Here is a 19,470-nt window from a genome sequence, read left to right as displayed (position 1 = left end):
CGACGACGCCCCCGTGTCCGGGCGGGACACGGGGGCGTCGGTACGGCACGGGTACCGGGTCGGTACGGCCGTTCGGGCTACTTCACCGGCTGCGGTTCCGGCTCGCTCTCGGCCTCCGCCGCGCCGGCCGGGGGCTCGTCGTCCGCCGGGGTCTTGACCGACTCCAGCAGGAGCTGGGAGACGTCGACGACCTGGATGGACTCCTTCGCCTTGCCCTCGTTCTTCTTGCCGTTGACCGAGTCGGTCAGCATGACGAGGCAGAAGGGGCAGGCGGTGGAGACGATGTCCGGGTTGAGGGAGAGGGCCTCGTCGACGCGCTCGTTGTTGATGCGCTTGCCGATCCGCTCCTCCATCCACATCCGCGCGCCACCGGCGCCACAGCAGAAGCCGCGCTCCTTGTGGCGGTGCATCTCCTCGTTCCGCAGACCCGGGACGCTGGCGATGATCTCGCGCGGAGGCGTGTAGATCTTGTTGTGCCGGCCCAGGTAGCAGGGGTCGTGGTAGGTGATGATGCCCTCGACCGGGGTCACCGGGATCAGCTTGCCCTCGTCCACCAGGTGCTGGAGCAGCTGGGTGTGGTGGATGACCTCGTAGTCGCCGCCGAGCTGCGGGTACTCGTTGCCGATCGTGTTGAGGCAGTGCGGGCAGGTGGCGACGATCTTCTTCGCCGACTTCGGCTTCTTCGACTCCGGGGTGACGTTGCCCTCGTCGTCCGTCTCCTCGCCGAACGCCATGTTCAGCGCGGCGACGTTCTCCATGCCGAGTTCCTGGAAGAGGGGCTCGTTGCCCAGGCGGCGGGCGGAGTCACCGGTGCACTTCTCGTCGCCGCCCATGATCGCGAACTTGACGCCCGCGATGTGCAGCAGCTCCGCGAAGGCCTTGGTGGTCTTCTTCGCGCGGTCCTCGAGGGCGCCGGCGCAGCCGACCCAGTACAGGTACTCGACCTCGGTGAGGTCCTCGATGTCACGGCCGACGACCGGGATCTCGAAGTCCACCTCCTTGGTCCACTCCAGGCGCTGCTTCTTCGCCAGCCCCCAGGGATTGCCCTTCTTCTCCAGGTTCTTGAGCATCGTGCCCGCCTCGGACGGGAACGCGGACTCGATCATCACCTGGTAGCGGCGCATGTCGACGATGTGGTCGACGTGCTCGATGTCGACGGGGCACTGTTCGACGCAGGCGCCGCAGGTGGTGCAGGACCACAGGACGTCCGGGTCGATGACGCCGTTCTCCTCGGCGGTGCCGATGAGGGGGCGCTCGGCCTCGGCCAGCGCGGCCGCGGGCACGTCCTTGAGCTGCTCCTCCGACGCCTTCTCCTCGCCCTCCGCCGTCTTGCCGCCGCCGGCCAGCAGGTAGGGCGCCTTGGCGTGCGCGTGGTCGCGCAGCGACATGATCAGCAGCTTGGGGGAGAGGGGCTTGCCGGTGTTCCAGGCGGGGCACTGCGACTGGCAGCGGCCGCACTCGGTGCAGGTGGAGAAGTCCAGCAGGCCCTTCCAGGAGAACTGTTCGACCTGGGAGACGCCGAACACGTCGTCGTCACCGGGGTCGGTGAAGTCGATCGGCTTGCCGCCCGACGTCATGGGCTGCAGCCCGCCCAGCGCCGTCGCGCCATCGGCGTTGCGCTTGAACCAGATGTTCGGGAACGCCAGGAAACGGTGCCAGGCGACACCCATGTTCGTGTTGAGCGAGACCACGATCATCCAGATGAACGACGTCCCGATCTTGATCATCGCGACGAGGTAGACCAGGTTCTGGAGCGCGGTGACGCTCAGCCCCTTGAAGGCCAGGACGAGCGGGTACGAGGCGAAGTAGCCGGCCTCGTAGTGCTCCACGTGGTGCAGTGCGCCCTCCAGGCCCCGCAGCACGTAGATGGCGAGGCCGATGGTGAGGATGACGTACTCGACGAAGTAGGCCTGACCGGCCTTGGAGCCGGCGAAGCGGGACTTGCGGCCGGCGCGGGAGGGCAGGTTCAGCAGCCGGATCGCCATGAGGACGGCGATGCCGAGGATCGTCATCACGCCGATGAACTCGATGTAGAGCTCGAACGGCAGGAAGTCGCCGACGACCGGCAGTACCCAGTCGGCCTGGAAGAGCTGACCGAAGGCCTGGGCGAGGGTCGGCGGCAGTGTCAGGAAGCCGATCGCCACGAACCAGTGGGCAAAGCCCACGATGCCCCAGCGGTTCATCCGCGTGTGGCCGAGAAACTCCCGCACCAATGTCACGCTGCGCGCGTAGGGATTGTCTGTCCGGGCTCCTGCGGGCAGCGGCTGGCCCAGTTTGAAGTACCGGACGAACTGGCCGATGGCACGCGCGATCAGCGCGACGCCGACCGCGGTCAGAAGCAGCGACACGATGATCGCGGCGAGTTGCATTTGGGGGCTCCTCGGGCCTGCGAGGGAAATTACTAAGCGGTAACTTATGCAGTCCGTCTGAGACTACCCCGTATTCTCCGTCGCACTGTAGCGGGATGCGGAGTGATCTCAGTCGCTGAGGGTTGCCTCAGAATCCGATCGGGTTTCGGGTCGGTCGTGCGGCGGATCAAGGGTCGAATCGTGGGTGGGAGCGCGGGGCGGTTCCGCGGTCGGCGTGGGGCGCTTTCCGGCCGGATCGCGGCCGGATCGTGGTCGGGCCTCGGCCGGATTCCTGTCGGGTCGCGGTCGGGGTCCGGCCGTGAGGCGGTCGCAAACTCGGCCGTGTTATGCGTACCAAATTGGTACATTTATGACTAATTTATATCCGTGCTCTACGGGATCGTCGCCGCCATCACCGCCCTGTTCCTCGCCGCCGTCCTCGCCGCGCTGCTGCGCGTGCCCGCCCTGCGTCTGGGGTTGCTCGACCGGCGGCAGCGACAGCGGCGGGTGCCTCTGTTCGGGGGTGCCGCCGTGGTGCTCGCCACCTGTCTCGTCGCGGTCGCCGGGGACCGGACGGGCATCGCTCCGCTCGGGGGCGGCATCGAGGTGCTGCTCGCCGCCGGGGGCGCCGTCGCCGCGCTCGGGCTCGTCGCGGACGTGTGGCGGCTCCACACGCGGTTCCTGGTCATCGGTACGGCCGTCGCGGCCGCCTTCGTGGTGCCGTACGGCGACACCGGAGTGGTGGCGGGAGTGGCGGGCGTCGGCTGGATCACCTTCGTGGCCCTCGCCTTCCGCTCCCTCGACCACGCCGACGGGGTGGCCGCGACCGTCGCCGTCGTCACCGCCTTCGGGATGGCCGCCTGTGCCGCCGTCGAGGTCATGGACGGGCTGGCGGTCCTGCTGAGCGTGTTCGCCGCCGCGCTGACCGGGTTCCTGATGCACAACTGGCCTCCCGCGCGTGTCGCCCTCGGGGCGTGCGGGTCCCTCTTCGCGGGCTTCCTGCTCGCCGCGGCCGCCGTGACCGCCCGCGCGGGACACGATCCCGTCGCCGGTGCGGGCGTGCTGTTCGCACTGACCGCGGTCGCCGGGGCGGACGTCGTCCTGGTGGTGCTGTCGCGGCGGCTGGCCCGACGGCCCCTGCTGCGCGGCGGCGCCGACCATGTCGCCCACCGGCTGCGGCGGCTCGGTCTCACCGCCCAGGGGGTGACCGTCCTGCTCGGTGTCGCGGCCTTCGCGGCGGTGCTCGTCGGGGTGCTGGTGCACGCCGGACGGACGGACGCGCGGGCGGTGTGGTGGGTGGCGGGCGGGGCACTCGTCGTCGTGTTCGGGCTGCTGCGGGTGGCGGTGTACGGGCCGCCACGCGCGCGTGGCCGTCGCCCCGGGCGGACTCGGCGCTCGCATCGCGCGCGTGACGCCCGTGCCGCGGGTGTCCGTGCCGTGGGCGCCGCTCGCGGTGCCGGGGGAACGGGCGGAGCCGGCGGAACCGGTGGCGGCCCCCAGGAGAGTCGCCCCGCACCGCGTCCGGTGCCGGGCTCCGCGTCGGTGTACGCGCCTCGGCGTCAACCCGAGGACCAGGTGAACCACCCGGAACCCCCTGTGCGACGGGCTGGGCGATCCGTATCCCCGCAGGTCAATGCGACATTGCGTGTAAGGAACGGATAAGAGTTGAGTGGGTCCGACTCAGGTCTGTTGACCCAGCGGTGGGTGTCGTGCACACTTGAGTCCGTTCCACTCAAGTCAGCTGGAGGAAGATCACCATGGCACGTGCGGTCGGCATCGACCTGGGCACAACCAACTCCGTCGTAAGCGTTCTGGAGGGCGGCGAGCCCACCGTCATCACCAACGCCGAGGGTGCCAGGACCACGCCGTCCGTCGTCGCCTTCGCGAAGAACGGCGAAGTCCTCGTGGGCGAGGTCGCCAAGCGGCAGGCGGTCACGAACGTGGACCGGACCATCCGCTCGGTGAAGCGCCACATGGGCACCGACTGGAAGATCGAGCTCGACGGGAAGCCCTTCAACCCGCAGCAGATGTCCGCGTTCATCCTGCAGAAGCTGAAGCGGGACGCCGAGGCCTACCTGGGCGAGAAGGTGACCGACGCGGTCATCACCGTCCCGGCCTACTTCAACGACTCCGAGCGCCAGGCGACGAAGGAAGCCGGTGAGATCGCCGGTCTCAACGTCCTTCGCATCGTCAACGAGCCCACCGCGGCCGCGCTCGCGTACGGCCTCGACAAGGACGACCAGACGATCCTCGTCTTCGACCTCGGTGGCGGCACCTTCGACGTGTCCCTCCTGGAGATCGGTGACGGCGTCGTCGAGGTGAAGGCGACCAACGGCGACAACCACCTCGGTGGTGACGACTGGGACCAGCGTGTCGTCGACTACCTGGTGCAGCAGTTCAAGTCCGGCCACGGCGTGGACCTCGCCAAGGACAAGATGGCGCTCCAGCGTCTGCGCGAGGCCGCCGAGAAGGCGAAGATCGAGCTGTCCTCGTCCACCGAGACCTCGATCAACCTGCCCTACATCACGGCGTCCGCCGAGGGCCCGCTGCACCTGGACGAGAAGCTCACGCGCGCCCAGTTCCAGCAGCTGACGGCCGACCTGCTGGAGCGCTGCAAGACGCCGTTCCACAACGTCATCAAGGACGCCGGCATCAACCTCTCCGAGATCGACCACGTCGTTCTCGTCGGTGGTTCGACCCGGATGCCCGCCGTCGCCGAGCTCGTGAGGGAGCTGACCGGCGGTCAGGACGCCAACAAGGGCGTCAACCCGGACGAGGTCGTCGCCATCGGCGCCGCGCTCCAGGCCGGCGTCCTCAAGGGTGAGGTCAAGGACGTCCTGCTCCTCGACGTGACCCCGCTGTCCCTCGGCATCGAGACCAAGGGCGGCATCATGACCAAGCTGATCGAGCGCAACACGACGATCCCGACGAAGCGTTCGGAGATCTTCACGACGGCCGAGGACAACCAGCCGTCGGTGCAGATCCAGGTCTACCAGGGTGAGCGCGAGATCGCGGCCTACAACAAGAAGCTCGGCATGTTCGAGCTGACCGGTCTGCCGCCGGCGCCGCGTGGCGTCCCGCAGATCGAGGTCGCCTTCGACATCGACGCCAACGGCATCATGCACGTCACGGCCAAGGACCTCGGCACCGGCAAGGAGCAGAAGATGACCGTCACCGGCGGCTCCTCGCTGCCGAAGGACGAGGTCGACCGCATGCGCCAGGAGGCCGAGCAGTACGCGGACGAGGACCACCGCCGTCGCGAGGCCGCCGAGGCCCGCAACCAGGGCGAGCAGCTCGTCTACCAGACGGAGAAGTTCCTCAAGGACAACGAGGACAAGGTCCCGGCCGAGGTCAAGACCGAGGTCGAGGCCGCCGTCGAGGAGCTGAAGGCCGCGCTCAAGGGCGAGGACACCGCCGAGATCCGCACGGCCACCGAGAAGGTCGCCGCGGTCTCGCAGAAGGTCGGCCAGGCCATGTACGCCGACGCCCAGGCCGGTCAGGGCGCCGACGCCCCGCAGGCCGACGCCCCGAAGGCGGACGACGACGTCGTGGACGCCGAGATCGTGGACGACGAGCGCAAGGACGGTGCCGCGTGACGGAGGAGACTCCGGGCTTCGAGGAGAAGCCCGACGTCCCCTCCGGCGCCACCCCTGAAGACGCCGAGCCGAAGACCGCCCCCTCCTCCGCTTCGGCGGACGGGGCGGCCCCGGCAGGGGACGCGAACCAGACAGCCGGTCTGGTGGCCCAGCTGGACCAGGTGCGCACCGCTCTGGGTGAGCGCACCGCGGACCTCCAGCGCCTCCAGGCCGAGTACCAGAACTACCGTCGTCGGGTCGAGCGCGACCGGATCGCGGTCAAGGAGATCGCCATCGCGAACCTCCTGACCGAGCTCCTTCCCGTGCTCGACGACGTCGGCCGCGCGCGGGAACACGGCGAACTCCTCGGCGGGTTCAAGTCCGTCGCCGAGTCTCTGGAGACCATCGCGGCGAAGATGGGCCTCCAGCAGTTCGGCAAGGAGGGCGAGCCCTTCGACCCGACGATCCACGAAGCCCTGATGCACAGCTACGCGCCCGACGTCACCGAGACGACGTGCGTGGCGATCCTCCAGCCCGGGTATCGGATCGGCGAGCGCACCATCCGCCCCGCGCGGGTGGCCGTGGCCGAACCTCAGCCCGGTGCGCAGGCGGTGAAGGCCGACGAGGCCGAGGCGGCGGGTGACGACAAGGAGAGCGGTGGCCCGGACGAGGGCTGAGCTCGAGCGGATGAGCGGGTGGAAGGAGGGACGTCGAGGATGAGCACCAAGGACTTCGTCGAGAAGGACTTCTACAAGGTCCTCGGCGTCCCCAAGGACGCCACCGAGGCCGAGATCAAGAAGGCGTACCGGAAGCTCGCCCGCGAGTTCCACCCGGACGCCAACAAGGGCAACGCCAAGGCGGAGGAGCGCTTCAAGGAGATCTCCGAGGCGAACGACATCCTCGGTGACCCCAAGAAGCGCAAGGAGTACGACGAGGCACGCGCCCTCTTCGGCAACGGCGGCTTCCGTCCGGGCCCGGGCGCCGGCGGCTCCTTCAACTTCGACCTGGGCGACCTCTTCGGAGGCGGGGCCCAGGGCGGCGGCGCCCAGGGCGGCTTCGGCGGCGGCATCGGGGACGTGTTCGGCGGCCTGTTCAACCGTGGCGGCCCCGGCACGACCCGTACCCAGCCCCGGCGCGGCCAGGACATCGACACCGAGGTCACCCTGAGCTTCACGGAGGCGATCGAGGGCGCGACGGTTCCGCTGCGCATGTCCTCGCAGGCCCCCTGCAAGGCGTGTTCGGGGACGGGCGACAAGAACGGCACCCCCCGGGTGTGCCCGACCTGCGTGGGCACCGGCCAGGTGGCGAGGGGTTCGGGCGGCGGCTTCTCGCTGACCGACCCCTGCCCGGACTGCAAGGGCCGGGGCCTGATCGCCGAGCATCCCTGCCTGGACTGCAAGGGCAGCGGCCGCGCGAAGTCGTCGAGGACCATGCAGGTCCGCATCCCCGCCGGGGTGACGGACAGCCAGCGCATCCGGCTGCGCGGCAAGGGCGCCCCGGGCGAGCGCGGCGGCCCGTCGGGCGACCTGTACGTCGTCGTCCACGTCGGCGCCCATCCGGTGTTCGGCCGCAAGGACGACAACCTGACGGTGACCGTGCCGGTGACGTTCACCGAGGCGGCACTCGGCGGCGAGGTCAGGGTGCCGACGCTCGGTGGGCCGTCCCTGACCCTGAAGCTTCCGCCCGGCACGCCCAACGGCCGCACCATGCGGGCGCGGGGCAAGGGCGCGGTCCGCAAGGACGGCACTCGCGGCGACCTGTTGGTCACCGTGGAGGTGAGTGTTCCGAAGGACCTGTCGGGGAAGGCTCGTGACGCACTGGAGGCGTATCGCGAGGCGACCGCGGACGAGGACCCGCGGGCGGAGCTGTTCGAGGCCGCGAAGGGAGCTTGACAGTGATGGACGGCCGTCGGCGTAACCCGTATGAACTGACTCAGGAGACCCCGGTCTACGTCATCTCGGTGGCGGCCCAGCTCTCCGGCCTGCATCCGCAGACACTGCGTCAGTACGACCGTCTGGGCCTGGTGTCCCCCGATCGCACCGCCGGCCGGGGCCGCCGCTACTCGGCCCGCGACATCGAGCTGCTGCGCACGGTGCAGGCCCTGTCCCAGGACGAGGGCATCAACCTGGCCGGCATCAAGCGGATCATCGAGCTGGAGAACCAGGTGGCCGCGCTCCAGGCCAGGGCCGCCGAGCTGGAGGCCGCGCTGGACGGCGCGGCCGCGGCCATGCAGCAGCGGGAGGCGGCCGTGCACGCCTCCTACCGGCGTGACCTGGTGCCGTACCAGGAGGTGCAGCAGACCAGCGCGCTGGTGGTCTGGCGACCGAAGCGGCAGCAGCCGATGCCCGACTGACCGACGCCCGGCCGGCAGGTACGCGGAAAGGGCAGGGGCCCGGAGATTCGTCTCCGGGCCCCTGCCTTGTTTCCCGCTTCCCGCTTCCCGCTTCCCGCGTCTGGCCTCTCGTGTCCCGCATCTCGTGTCTGGATCACGGGAGTCGGTCGCCCGATACGGGGTCAGTCGCCCTTGCCGACGCCCGGTTCGGGCCGCTCCTGGCCGGGTGGCTGTTGCTGCGGCTGCCGGTCGGGCGCGGGCTGCCGGTGGGCGCCGCCCTTGGGAACGCCCATCTGCCAGAGGTGCGAACCGGAGATGCCGGGGGCGGGGGACGGCGTTGAGGCGGCCGGGGTTGCGGCCTGGGTCCCGGCCGGGGCCGGGGCCACTTCCGCCGCCTGCGCTGCTTTCTCCGGTTGCGCTGCTTCCTTCGGCTGTGCGGCTTTCTCCGGTTGCGCTGCTTCCTTCGGCTGTGCGGCTTTCTCCGGTCGCGCTGCTTCCCTCGGCTGTGCGGCTTCCGCCGCCTTCCTCGGCTGTGCGGCTTCCGCCGCCTGTGCCGCTTCCGCCGCCTGTGACGCTTCAGTCGCCTGCGTCGCTTCCGTTTCCTGTGTCGGCTGCGTTGTTCGGCCGGGGGGCGGGCGGTGCCAGCGTTCCGGGATGGTCGACCGCCGTCGTACGGCCTCCGGGTCGCCGGCCGCAGCCGCCGCGACGGCGCGTGCGCGCAGGGCGCTCTGGCGCGCGATCGGGGAGAAGCCGGGGGCCGCGTTGCCGGTCTCGGACGGCAGACCGCGGACACCCATCGCGTTCAACTCGCCTTGGAGTCCCGTCTCCGGGGCGAATATCTCGCGCGGGAGCTGCCATGAGGCCGCGCCGTCCACGTCCACGCGGTGTTCCCTGCCGTCCACGGCGAAGGTGAGCCCGTAGCCGATGTACTGGTCGTCCTTGTCGAACAGCAGGTCCCCGGAGATCTCCCCGCCCCGGTCGCGGACCTCGTTCGCCAGGACCTGGAGTGCGGGCGGGAGGGGGTTGGTGCGGCCTAGGCTGGAGACGTAGCCGTCGGCCCTGGCCGTCTTCCGTTCCCCGGTGGCCTCGTCCACGTAGCCCGCCTGGAACCAGGTCTCTCCGCTCTCGTGCCGGTAGGTCTCGATCGCGCCCACCTGGGCCCGGCCGATCGTCAGCCGCGGGTTCTCGCCCGTGCCGTACTCGGCGAGCATCGCCGGGTACTGGACCTGGTGCCGGAGCGCGGCCGGTGGACTCGAGCCGACGATCGTGACGCGGGCGTCGGGATCGGCCCGCAGGATGATCTCGGCGTTGGCGACCCCGGTGCCACCTGAGCCCGCGATGATCCAGTGCTGGGCGGCGTGCGGGTCGAAGCGGTTCTCGGCGACCTCGTCGCCCAGCAGCGCCCGGCCCTGCGCGGCCTCACGCGCCGCCTCCCACTTCCGCGTCGAGTCGAGAGCGGTGAAGCAGTTCTCCATGCGCGCGGCGGCGCCGCTCTCCAGGCCCGCGGAGAGAGCCTCCTTCAGCATCGAGGAGTCCAGGGCCTCCAGCACGGTACGGGCGTCCGCGCCGCCCCGTTCGGCCTGGGTCAGCCAGGCGCGCACCTCGCCCGCGTGGGTTACTCCCTGCCCCTCCAGCTCCCCCAGTCGTGCACTGATCAGCCGTACGGCCTCGCTCCGGCTCTCCACGGGGAAGTCCCCGCGTGGCATTCCCGGCACGGCATCGGGCGTGAGGCCGGTCGCGACGCTCGGCGTCCCGTCGCACGCCACCCACAAGGGGGTCCCGCTCTCCTGGCCGTCCGGGCCGAACTTCCTTATCTCCACGAGGAGTTCGCCGTCCCGGCCCAGGCGCAGCCGGGCGCGGCCGTTCACCACGTCGCCCTGGGTGGCGAGCTGGTCCTCCCAGACCCGTACCGCGTGGATGGACACCCGGTGCCGGGGGTCCTCGACCGCCGAGTACGGGTCGACGCCCATCCATCGCGCGAGGTCGCGGTCCTGGTCCGCCGACTGGACGATGCCGTCTCCGGGGTCCAGGTGCCAACGGCCGGCCCCGTCCACCAGCAGCGCCTCCGGATCCCGCCCGGTGAGACTCGCGCCGCCGCCGATCGCGACTTTGCGCAGCGGGAGTCGCCCTTCGGCGAGCTGCCCCTCCAACGTCTGCACGGTGCGCTCGCTGACCTGCGCGCGGTACTCCGCCCAGCGCTCGGCAGCGGGTTGCAGCTCATCTCGGGGGAGGGGGAGGCCGTTCTGGTCGTAGCCCGGCATGGGCATGGTGACGTCCCGCCGCCCGATGAACGCCTCGACCTGACGTTCCGCGCGCAGGGCGGCGTCCCGGGAGGCCTGGAGGGCGGTGGCGTCGGCGGGGGAGAGGTTCTCCATGGGGTGGGCGAGGGCGTCGAGAAGACGCCGGGAGCCGGCAGAGAGAAAATCGGCCGACACCCGGTATCGCACGCGTGCCGCCCTCTCCTGGGGCCGGAACGCCTCCTCGTCGCTCATGGCGACGGTCGGCCGGATGCCGTAAGGATCAAGCAGCGCGGAGAACTCCGCACGCGCCTCCAGCTGCTGCTGAGGGGAGAGATCGGGGGACGCGGTAAGCGCGGCAAGCCAGTTGAGCTCACCTATGCGGCCTCTGTCCCCCGCGGACAGCTCCTGATCCGCCGGGAGGTGGACTCCTTCGCGCAGCAGGTCTTCCCGCACGGGAGCCAAGCCCTCGGCGGCGCGTTCGCGCACGGCCATGAGCTCACCGAGCTCGTGCGCGAGCACCCGACTCAGCATCTCGGTCGGAAGACGGTCGGAGACGCGGACCACGTAGTTCTGCGATGTGGTGTTCGTCGCCGTGTCGGCGATCGTTCCCGTCACCAGGGGAACGGCGTCCACCCAGACCGTCGCGGACTCTCCCCGGCTGTCCCTCAGTACGAAAAACTGACGTCCGTCCTTGGTGCGATCCGCGTCGAGGGACTCCAGTCCATCTCCAAGGACAGCGGCGGCCACCGAGGCCATCCCGCGCCTCGCGGCCGACACGAGTTCATCCTGGTGCGCGTGTGGGTACTGCGGCAGTGTGCCCATCGCCGTCCGGGGATTGGCCCAACTGTCCATGTGACGCCCCTCCCCGGCCCGATACATGTTCAAATCGCACAACAGCCCTAGGATCATGTCATGTTGAGAGCCCGTTCCTCGTTGGAAGCGCACCTGTACATGGACTTGCACCCATGCGAGTGCGGGAGTCCCGACTTCGATCGTCGGCACCGTCTGGAGCAGCGTGGTGACGACATCGTCGCTGTCTACGAAGGCGCCTGCCGGGAATGCGGCCGCAACCGGAATTTCACCTTCCTGATGGCGGACGAAATCCCGCCGCCGCCGCCCGCCTTCGGTGGCGCACAGCCGTCCACGATCATCGATCCCGGTGAGTTCGCGGAGGTCGCACACCGGGTCTCGCGTCGCGCCGGGCTCGACATGCTCAACTCACCTGAATCCGAGCACCGCACGTACCGGGGCGCGATGGCTTACGCGCTGGCTGCCTTCGAGGAGCTTTTGAAGTTCATTCCTCCGGGACTGGACGCCATTCCCGCAGCCGCCTTCACCTCCGAGGTGGGCAGGGCCCGCTATGAGAGGGAACCGGCGAAGTTCGACCGCGACATTCTCGAGATGGACATCGACCTCACACGTAAGGTCATCGCCGACATCGACGCGGTCAGCAGCCCACCCGGCGACCGCGCTCCCGAAGCGTGATCAGCCGGCGCTGGGCCGATGGGGAGGACGTTCACCGCGTTCCCTGCGGCACCGAGGTCACCGTTCCCAAAGGGCCCGGCAAGGCATTCGTCATCGGCGAGGCGATCACCGGGCCCGAACGGGGCTGAGGCCGAAGCGGTTCAGCCCAGCTGTTCCGTGGTGCCGTCCGGGTGGATCAGGAGGCGGATGGCGCCGCCGTAGCGGTTGTCGGTGATGGTGGCCGGGGTGGGGGCGCCGAGCTGCTGGGCGCGTTGCTGGAGGATCGACAGGACCACGTCCTGGATGTCGCCGTAGGGCGGGGCGGTGACCGGGACGCCGTCGATCAGGCCGGCGTTGGGGGAGAAGACGTGCACCTGGGCGTCCGCCGTGGCGGGGGGTGGCGTCGGTTCGGTCATCGGGGGTCTGGGTTCCTTCCGGCTCGGTTCCGGATCAGTTCCGGCTCAGGCGCTCTTCGCCTCGTCCTGCTCGGGGACGTCCACGACGATGTCCACGGCGACGTCAACGGCGACGTCCATGGTGACATCGACGGTGCGAGCGTACGTGCCTCGCGCGACGCGTTGCAGGCGGCCCGACTTGACGAGGGCGGACAGGACGTTGCTGATCGTCTTGGAGGGGTCGCCGTAGACGCCGGGCGAAAGGGCGCGCAGGACGTCACGGGCGGAGAAGGGGCCGGGGAAGGTCGACACGGCCGTCTCCACGGCGGCTCGGATGCTGGGGGCGCCGGAGGAGGCGAGGGTGGCGGCCTGGCCGGTGCCGGTGGACGTCCTGCCGGTCGGGGCCGGATGCGGAAGACACGCGCGGATTCCTTGCAGCGCGGCGCGGATCGGCTCCGGATGGATCTCGTCGCCCGCCGAGGCCTCGGTCGCGGCCAGCATGGTGGCCACTTTCTCTATGTTCGCGAGGGAGGCGGCCAGTTCGCGCAGCAACGGTTCCAGGAAGTCGCGGCGCAGCGCCGCCACCGGGTCGGTGGTGGCGAGTTCGACGGAGACCGAACCGGTGAGGACGCGGAGCGGGCCGGTGGTGTCAGCGGCGGCCTCGACGGCGTCGCAGGCGCCCTGACCCCCTTCCGGGGCCAGTGCCTCCACGGCCTTCCGTGCGGCGCGGATGGTGTCCGGCAGCTCCGGCGCGATCTCGCCGCCGGGCACGCTCGCCAGCATCGTGACCAGCTGCTCCAGACCGGCGAGCGTGGGCAGGGCGGAGCGGATCAGGGGGGCCAGCAGGGCCTGTCGTACGGCCTGGGCGGGATCCTCGTACGAGAAGGCGATCCGCTGCCCGGACTCGGCCGATGCCATGTCCTCGCTCCTGCTTTCCGGGTGTGCGTGGGGGTGGGACGGTCTGGAGGCGCTGGGGTGATGGCTGTCGCTGTGCGTCTGCTGTGCGGTGGTGTGCTCGTGCAACTGCCGTGGAATGGCGGGCAACTCACGTCGTGACCTGGCCGGTTGGTCCTGGCGTGCGTCGAACGCGTCGAGGATCCGCTCCAGCGTGGGCTGTCCGTGCTCGGCGTCGTGCCGGGCGGCCGTAGCGGTGCTGCGGGAGCGCAGGCGCAGCAGACGGCGGGACGTTTCGCCGGAGTGGTGGCCGGGGCCCGCGCCGGGTCCGTCCACGGTGTGGGTGGGCAGGTCGCCGTTCGCGTCGCCGACGCCGAGGGCGCGGCGGATCCAGCGCCGGTCGTCGAGTGTGGTCGCGGCCGCGTAACCGGACGGCTCGGCGTGGGCGACGGCGTCCTGGAGGCATTCCGCCCACAACGGGCAGGAGGCGCAGAGGTCGCGGGCGGTGCGGAGCAGTACGAGATGCTGGTGGCGCTGCTCGGGCGAGGTGTACGGAATGTCCGTGGGTGCCTCCAGCAGCGGGTGCTGGAAGACGTCCGGTCGGCGCTGGCAGGGCAGAGCGGCGTCGGGAGTGTGGACCCCGGTCCCCGCCCCCGCCCCCCGTACCGGCCCGCGCGCGGGGCGCGCGGGCAGCGCCGTATGGCTGGCCATAGGCATGTGTGTTGTCCCCCGTGGTGATACGTGATCGGGGGGGAGCCTAAAACGTTCCGTCAACCCCGTGCAACGCATCTGCAAAGCATGTGCCGACTTGGCACAGTGACGAGACGAAACGTTCACACGGGCCTCAACTGTCCGTCGGGTCACTGGCTTTGTGCGTCCGCAGGCGGCGAAGTGCCTGGCGCGCCCGGCCCGAAACCGCTTTCGCGCTGCTTCCGCGGATCGCCAGTACACCGATCACAGCGAGGAATCCGAGCGGTACGCCCGCCTGTGGCAGGAACATTCCGACGACGGACGCGATGACGAGGATCACATCCGCGAGCACCACGGTGACGCCCCGTCGGCCCGGGTGTTCCTTCACCATCCAGGCACCGAGAAGCGCCATCCCGGCGAGCGCCCAGTAGCCGAAGGCGGCCTGGCCGGTGACGGTGGCGCTTGTGGACATGCGGACCGAGTCGCCCACTGCGGAGAAGTAGCCGGTGAACGCGGCGGAGAGAATGCTCGACCCGATGGCGAGGAGGAGTTGGGTACGGCGGCGGAGCAGCCAGATCAGTCCGCCGAGGACGATCAGGGTGCAGATCGTGACGAAGCCGGAGCCGCTCTCGGAGGCGATGGTGAAGAGCGTGTAGGCGGCCGCGAGACCGAAGACGAGGCGGGGGAGGAGCTTGACCGCCCAGGGGTCGTCCTTGTCCTGGTGGAGGAGGCGACGGAGGCCCGGCAGCGGTTCCATGCGACGCTGGGCCTTGGCGTTCTGCGGGCGCTCCGCAGTCGTCTTCGGCTTCGACTTCGAGGCCGGTTTCGATGTCGACCTCGGCTTCGGCTTTCCGCTCGTCTTCGCGCTCATCCCAGCCCCGGTCCGGTGGTCTGCTTCTGGAGGTCGGGCGGCTGCGGGGCCGGAGAGGCGGCTGCTGCGCCGGAGGCGGCGGCTTCGTTCACCACGGGCTTGAACTTGAAGCCGGCCTGCCACAGGGGGACAGATGCCGATGGCGGTTTGGGAGCCTGCTCCTTCGGCCCGGCCGTGGGTGGAGAGGCTTCCTCGGTCGTCTGTTCGGCCTTCTGTTCAGCTGATTCCTCGGTGTCCCGTCCTGCTTTCCTCTCGGTGGCCCGTTCGACTCGCTCGGCCGTCACCGAGGCGAACTCCGATTCCAGGGCGGCCTTGCGTGCCGTGGGTTCCTGGTCCGGGTACGTCTTGGGGTCGACGTAGTGCGCCCTGGTCGGGTCGTTGTACTGGAGCTGCGCGCGCGCCGCGTCGGTGCCGACCTCGTTGCGCGTCTCCTTCGGCCACGGCTGCGGAGCCTCGTAGGCGAAGTGGATGTTGTCGAGACCGACATCCGTATTGGCGTGGAGGGTGGGGAGCTCGCGGTTGTAGAGGATCGAGCGGGTGTCGGCGTACTGGGCGAAGACGGCGACGGGCCCCTTGGCCGTGGTGGCGTAGGTCTCGGAGATGGTGCCCCAGCAGTCGCGGGTCCAGTCCTCGGTGAAGCCCTTCTCGGCTCCGCCGAGCGCTTCGAGGACCTCTGGTTCCCAGAGGTACATCGCGTTCAGCTCGCGGCCTGCTTCGGTCGTCTCGAGGGTCCGCGCGGATCCCGGTTGCCCCTCGTTCTGGACGGTCGACCAGGCTTCGGCGATGTAGCGGTTGTCGAGGAAGTTCTGGCCCCAGCGGTTCGTCGGCGCATCTGGATGATCGATGCCGTACGACCAGAAGGCGCTGGTGGGGGCCGTTCCCTCAGGGGGCGTCACGCCCTGCGGATCCCTGGTCAGAGCCTCGATGTACTCCTTGACCTGCATGCCCTTGGCCGTGGCCTCCGTCCGCAGCCGCCGTACGATCTCCCGTCGGCCCTTGTCTGATCTGGCGTGCGCGGCGTGCTCGGCCTCGTTGTTGGCGAGCCGGACGGCCAGGGCCTCTATGTGCCCGGGAATCGGCTGTGTGCTCACGCTGCTCCCATCTCCACAGGACGCGGACTGAACTTGACGGACAGGTTCGCGGCACCGTCCCAGTCCTGTTGTGCCGTTCCCACCGCGAGGGCGACCTGTAGGACGACCAGTGGGCCGGTGCCTGAGGTGGGCAGCCAGTAGGCCAAACGGTAGGGATTCTGCTCTTCGAAGCGGATCTCCCGGTCGGCGAGTTCCTGGGCGCCGATCACGTCGGGGAAGTCCTCGGAGTCCCAGGATCCCTCCCACGTCGGTTCTCCCAGCACCGAGCAGGCCGCCGTCAGGTAGAGCGGCCATGCGCGTGCCGCCTGTGCCAGTACCGCGGGGTTGTCCGCGGCGGTCTCGGCTCCGGCTCCCCAGACCCGGTGACTGACGCCTGCCACGGGAGCCCAGCTGCCGCCCGGCGCGTTGAGGGTGAAGTCACCCCCCGTGTCGCTCCGTACCTGGAGTACCCGCTCGAAGCTGGTCGGCGTCCACCCGAACTGGGCGCACCACATTTCCAGGCCCTGCCCCGGGTAGGGCGGGCCGGACCAGATGGTCGGCCAGTCCACGTCGGTCAGTCCCCGCAGTTCGGTGACCAGCTCCTGCGGGGTGCGGTCCTGGAGTCCTGAAGTGAGGCCCATGATCAGTCTCTCGTCTCGGTCGTCGTCACAGCAGCCAGCCGGGGCCGTCGTCCTCGGGATCGGCAGGTCCGTGGCAGGCGAGAGAGATCGTCGCACTGCCCGGGCCCCAACCCGTCGCAGTACCCGCCGCGAGGTTCGCCTTGAGCACGAACAGCGGTGCTCCGGGCGTACGGAAGGACCACACCGCCAGTCGATACGGGTCCCGGTGCTCCGCGCGCCACTCCGCGACCCGCCAGTGGGCGCGGCCGGGCGGGTCGGGGACGCCGGCCGTGTCCCAGTCGCCGGACCAGGTGGGCACGCTCAGTACCGCCTGGACGGCGGCGACGTACGCGGGCCACTTCGCGGCGGTGAGCACCATCAGGGCCTCGTTCTCCGCTGCCGCGCCCGCCCGGACCGACCACAGGGTGTGCTCGAGCCGGGTCACCGGGCGGGCGGGGGCCAGCGAGGCGAGATGCAGGCGGGCGCCCTGAGCGGTACGGACCCACTGACCCGACTCGAACCACAGCGGCCGCCAGTCGAAGCCGGCGCACCACTGGGCGCGCTTCTCCTCGTTCTCCGGGACCCCCGACCACACCGTGGGCCAGTCCACCTCGACGAGCCGCTCCAGCTCCGCGACCAGCTGGTCGGGGGTGCGGTCGGCGGTCAGGACGGGCATGGAATGGCTCCTCGTGGCGGTTTACGGGCGGGGCGGGGGGTGGGTCAGACGCGACCGCTGGGGCCGCGCGGGTCCCGGGGCGCTGGAGGGACTGGAGGGGCTGTTGGAGGCTGCTGCCGTGGGTGTGCCTGCGGTTCGGCCGGGGCGGGCCGAGGACGTGGCGCCGACGGCTGTGCCTGCGGCGCGGGAGCCGGACGGGACTCGGTCGGCGGCACGGACTGCTGCGGAGCCTGCTTGCCGCCCGAGTCGCTGACGCGGCGGCCGCGCCTGGGTGCGGGGGGTGACTGGGCCTCCTGCTCCTCCGACGACCGATTCCTCGTCTCCTGGGCGTCACGTGCCGCCTCCGCCGACCGGTACGCGGTCTGCTGCTGCTCCCGCTTGGACTGGCCGAGCCAGCCTCGCTTCTGCAGTCCGGCCCGTGCCCGGCCCTTGTTGGCGAACCTGTCCAGCGCCCAGGCGCCGCCGCGTGCCGCGCTGCCGGTCACGCGTGCCGTGCCCTTGGCTGTGGTGCTCGCGACGCGGCCGGTGGCACGGGCGGATCCGATGGCGAGCCCCGGGGCCATGGCGGCTGCCTTGTCGAAGGTGGCGTTCGCTCCGTCCCGGATGCCGAGGGCGTCCTCGCCGCCCGCCACCTGCGGGGTGAAGTTCCCGGCTAGGAGCTTCTTCAGCATCATCACGACGGCGACGGTGACCAGCAGCAGCATGAGCAACTGGGTACCGAGGGCGATCTGCGCGGGCAGGATCATCTGGTACAGCACGAGCAGCACGGTCAGGATGACGCCGAAGCCCGCGCGCAGCACGAAGCTGTGGACGAACGTCTCCAACCAGCTCTTCAGCAACTTCTGCTGGGAGGGGTGGATGCCGAGCGTGGCGACCAGCGGCAGCAGCATGACCAGGATGAGCGTGACCGCGTGCCACAGGAGGGTGAGCGCGCTGAGCGCGAGGACCATCACGCCGACGATGAAGGCGGCTACGAGGGAGTAGAAGGCGATGCCCACCCGGTCGGTGGCGTTCTTGCCGGCCCAGTCGTTGAAGGCCACGGGGTAGAGCTTCTCGTCCGGGGTGTGCTCACCTCCGGCGATTTCGATGCGGATCTTCTCCCAGTCACCGAACTTGTCCCCGTCCGGTTTGTCGTCGCCGCGCTGGTTGTCGACGTTGGTCCAGGACTGGGCGACGGCCTGACGGACGCGGAGGTCCCCGCAGCGGGCGCTGTTCTCCTGACCCCAGTAGCAGTCGTAATCCGTGTCGCCCCTGAATGTGCAGGTGCCGTCGAGGGCGGAGACCTCGCTGTTGCTGTCCTTCCTGAAGACGCAGTTGGATCCCGCATCGCCGAACTGACCCATGGCCCAGGGGCGGAAGGCCAGGGTGTCGTACATGGCACAGCTCGAAAGTCGTAGGCCCACCTGACCGGTCTCGTTCTTGCCGTTGTCCGGCAGATCGCAGGGGGACTGCATCCGGCCCGACACGCCCGCGAGCACGGTGGAACTGAGCGCCGAATTGGCGCTGGCGATCCATTCGTCGGAGCTCTGCACGACCTTGTCGTAATTGTTGCCGGTGAGGAATGCCATGACGGCGATCACGGTCAGGGCGGTCCAGGAGACTCCTGCCCACACCTCACGCATATCTCCCTTGCGCCACTTGGTGAACACCCACAGACCGACCAGCAGGATCATGACTGTGACGGCGGGCTTAAGGACGTTGTCGCGAAGCGTCGTCACCACATTGTCGCGGCCGGTGTAGAGGCCCGAGAAAGGACTCGGGTTGGAGGCCATCTCCTTGATGGAGATGGAGAATCGGGTGAGCACCTTGGTGCCGTAGAACACGGCGTCCGCTATGCCGTTGTTGACATAGGCCATGACCTGGCAGGAGTCGGCTCCACTGCCCCACGAGCCGTTCTTCTCGGAGGCGTCGCCCTTGCCCTTGAACGTCATGGACCAGTTCAGGCCCCGCATGCCGTTCAGCTCGTAGAGGGTGTAGTGCTGGGCCTGGCCGGGATCCACCTTGAAGGCGCCCTTGACCGTTCCCTTCTGGTCACCGAGGTTCTCGGAGCCGCCGCCGTCCTTCCACTGCATGACAGCGGGCATGATGCCCTCGCCGTTACTGCCCGGCGAGTCCATGTGGTAGCTCTCGTCGCCGGTGAAGTTGCAGGCGAAGTCCGCGTACGCCGAACCCGGTGCGGCCAGGGTGAGGGCGATCAGCGCCAGCACCACGAAGAGGCCGGCACGGACGGCCACACCGGCTTTCCGTATTCGACGGCTCAGTGCGTTGCGCGGATGCATCTGTATTCCTTCGGGT

The 19,470-nt window shown here is 69.8% G+C and carries 15 protein-coding genes; 6 read left to right on the top strand and 9 right to left on the bottom strand.

Translation table 11 applies throughout. The annotated features are described in order from the left end of the window. Positions 1–77: 77 nt before the first annotated feature. Positions 78–2,369: a heterodisulfide reductase-related iron-sulfur binding cluster gene (locus ACIPFH_RS21650; protein ID WP_356247065.1), complete on the bottom strand. Its 2,292-nt coding sequence runs from the start codon at positions 2,367–2,369 to the stop codon at positions 78–80. Positions 2,370–2,735: 366 nt separating this feature from the next. Here ACIPFH_RS21650 and ACIPFH_RS21645 point away from each other — a divergent pair, with 366 nt between their 5' ends. The 5 genes from ACIPFH_RS21645 to ACIPFH_RS21625 all read left to right on the top strand — a co-directional run bounded on the left by ACIPFH_RS21645 (position 2,736) and on the right by ACIPFH_RS21625 (position 8,276). Then, positions 2,736–4,010, top strand: a complete 1,275-nt coding sequence (locus ACIPFH_RS21645) for an undecaprenyl/decaprenyl-phosphate alpha-N-acetylglucosaminyl 1-phosphate transferase (RefSeq protein WP_401828512.1) — start codon at positions 2,736–2,738, stop codon at positions 4,008–4,010. 95 nt (positions 4,011–4,105) lie between these two features. Then, entirely contained in the window at positions 4,106–5,944 is a 1,839-nt protein-coding gene (dnaK, locus tag ACIPFH_RS21640) for a molecular chaperone DnaK (RefSeq protein ID WP_356247069.1), read from the top strand. Continuing rightward, positions 5,941–6,600 carry a nucleotide exchange factor GrpE gene (gene grpE / locus ACIPFH_RS21635; RefSeq protein ID WP_401828511.1) on the top strand — a complete coding sequence of 220 codons (660 nt, stop codon included), beginning with the start codon at positions 5,941–5,943 and terminating at the stop codon, positions 6,598–6,600. Before dnaK ends, grpE begins: the two co-directional genes overlap by 4 nt. A 39-nt stretch (positions 6,601–6,639) precedes the next feature. Beyond that, positions 6,640–7,815, top strand: a complete 1,176-nt coding sequence (dnaJ, locus tag ACIPFH_RS21630) for a molecular chaperone DnaJ (RefSeq protein WP_401828509.1) — start codon at positions 6,640–6,642, stop codon at positions 7,813–7,815. Positions 7,816–7,820: 5 nt separating this feature from the next. Continuing rightward, positions 7,821–8,276 (top strand): heat shock protein transcriptional repressor HspR, encoded by a 456-nt coding sequence (locus tag ACIPFH_RS21625; RefSeq protein WP_401828507.1) that lies wholly within the window; start codon positions 7,821–7,823, stop codon positions 8,274–8,276. Between the two features lie 161 nt (positions 8,277–8,437). On the opposite strand, the gene ACIPFH_RS21620 is transcribed toward ACIPFH_RS21625, so the two are convergent. Continuing rightward, on the bottom strand, positions 8,438–11,347 hold the full coding sequence (locus tag ACIPFH_RS21620) for a hypothetical protein (RefSeq protein ID WP_401828506.1): 2,910 nt from the start codon (positions 11,345–11,347) through the stop codon (positions 8,438–8,440). 60 nt (positions 11,348–11,407) lie between these two features. On the opposite strand from ACIPFH_RS21620, the gene ACIPFH_RS21615 reads away from it, so the two are divergent. Then, entirely contained in the window at positions 11,408–11,980 is a 573-nt protein-coding gene (locus ACIPFH_RS21615) for a hypothetical protein (RefSeq protein ID WP_401828505.1), read from the top strand. A gap of 140 nt (positions 11,981–12,120) precedes the next feature. Here ACIPFH_RS21615 and ACIPFH_RS21610 read toward each other — a convergent pair whose 3' ends face one another. The 7 genes from ACIPFH_RS21610 to ACIPFH_RS21580 form a co-directional block, all read right to left on the bottom strand. Continuing rightward, entirely contained in the window at positions 12,121–12,375 is a 255-nt protein-coding gene (locus tag ACIPFH_RS21610) for a hypothetical protein (protein WP_328480725.1), read from the bottom strand. A 45-nt stretch (positions 12,376–12,420) separates the two neighbouring features. Further along, positions 12,421–13,959: a WhiB family transcriptional regulator gene (locus ACIPFH_RS21605; RefSeq protein WP_401828504.1), complete on the bottom strand. Its 1,539-nt coding sequence runs from the start codon at positions 13,957–13,959 to the stop codon at positions 12,421–12,423. 133 nt (positions 13,960–14,092) lie between these two features. After that, positions 14,093–14,809: a hypothetical protein gene (locus ACIPFH_RS21600; RefSeq protein ID WP_401828503.1), complete on the bottom strand. Its 717-nt coding sequence runs from the start codon at positions 14,807–14,809 to the stop codon at positions 14,093–14,095. Further along, positions 14,806–15,900, bottom strand: a complete 1,095-nt coding sequence (locus tag ACIPFH_RS21595) for a hypothetical protein (protein WP_401828502.1) — start codon at positions 15,898–15,900, stop codon at positions 14,806–14,808. The genes ACIPFH_RS21600 and ACIPFH_RS21595 overlap by 4 nt, the downstream gene beginning before the upstream one ends. After that, complete coding sequence (locus tag ACIPFH_RS21590; protein ID WP_401828501.1) at positions 15,897–16,520, bottom strand: hypothetical protein; 624 nt, start codon at positions 16,518–16,520, stop codon at positions 15,897–15,899. The genes ACIPFH_RS21595 and ACIPFH_RS21590 overlap by 4 nt, the downstream gene beginning before the upstream one ends. A gap of 25 nt (positions 16,521–16,545) precedes the next feature. Then, positions 16,546–17,175, bottom strand: a complete 630-nt coding sequence (locus ACIPFH_RS21585; protein WP_401828500.1) for a hypothetical protein — start codon at positions 17,173–17,175, stop codon at positions 16,546–16,548. A gap of 44 nt (positions 17,176–17,219) precedes the next feature. After that, entirely contained in the window at positions 17,220–19,409 is a 2,190-nt protein-coding gene (locus ACIPFH_RS21580; RefSeq protein ID WP_401828499.1) for a hypothetical protein, read from the bottom strand. Between the last annotated feature and the right edge of the window lie 61 nt (positions 19,410–19,470).

The sequence above is a fragment of the Streptomyces sp. NPDC088157 genome, from assembly GCF_044741545.1.
Classification (GTDB): Bacteria; Actinomycetota; Actinomycetes; order Streptomycetales; family Streptomycetaceae; genus Streptomyces.
This window is presented reverse-complemented; position numbering and strand designations above follow the sequence as displayed.

What these genes read in the sequence shown, in the direction of transcription:
- ACIPFH_RS21590 (WP_401828501.1), bottom strand. Translation starts at nt 16,520, where the DNA reads ATGGGCCTCACTTCAGGACTCCAGGACCGCACCCCGCAGGAGCTGGTC.
- ACIPFH_RS21615 (WP_401828505.1), top strand. Translation starts at nt 11,408, where the DNA reads ATGTTGAGAGCCCGTTCCTCGTTGGAAGCGCACCTGTACATGGACTTG.
- ACIPFH_RS21605 (WP_401828504.1), bottom strand. Translation starts at nt 13,959, where the DNA reads ATGGCCAGCCATACGGCGCTGCCCGCGCGCCCCGCGCGCGGGCCGGTA.
- ACIPFH_RS21600 (WP_401828503.1), bottom strand. Translation starts at nt 14,809, where the DNA reads ATGAGCGCGAAGACGAGCGGAAAGCCGAAGCCGAGGTCGACATCGAAA.
- ACIPFH_RS21650 (WP_356247065.1), bottom strand. Translation starts at nt 2,369, where the DNA reads ATGCAACTCGCCGCGATCATCGTGTCGCTGCTTCTGACCGCGGTCGGC.
- ACIPFH_RS21585 (WP_401828500.1), bottom strand. Translation starts at nt 17,175, where the DNA reads ATGCCCGTCCTGACCGCCGACCGCACCCCCGACCAGCTGGTCGCGGAG.
- ACIPFH_RS21620 (WP_401828506.1), bottom strand. Translation starts at nt 11,347, where the DNA reads ATGGACAGTTGGGCCAATCCCCGGACGGCGATGGGCACACTGCCGCAG.
- dnaJ (WP_401828509.1), top strand. Translation starts at nt 6,640, where the DNA reads ATGAGCACCAAGGACTTCGTCGAGAAGGACTTCTACAAGGTCCTCGGC.
- ACIPFH_RS21625 (WP_401828507.1), top strand. Translation starts at nt 7,821, where the DNA reads ATGGACGGCCGTCGGCGTAACCCGTATGAACTGACTCAGGAGACCCCG.
- dnaK (WP_356247069.1), top strand. Translation starts at nt 4,106, where the DNA reads ATGGCACGTGCGGTCGGCATCGACCTGGGCACAACCAACTCCGTCGTA.
- ACIPFH_RS21610 (WP_328480725.1), bottom strand. Translation starts at nt 12,375, where the DNA reads ATGACCGAACCGACGCCACCCCCCGCCACGGCGGACGCCCAGGTGCAC.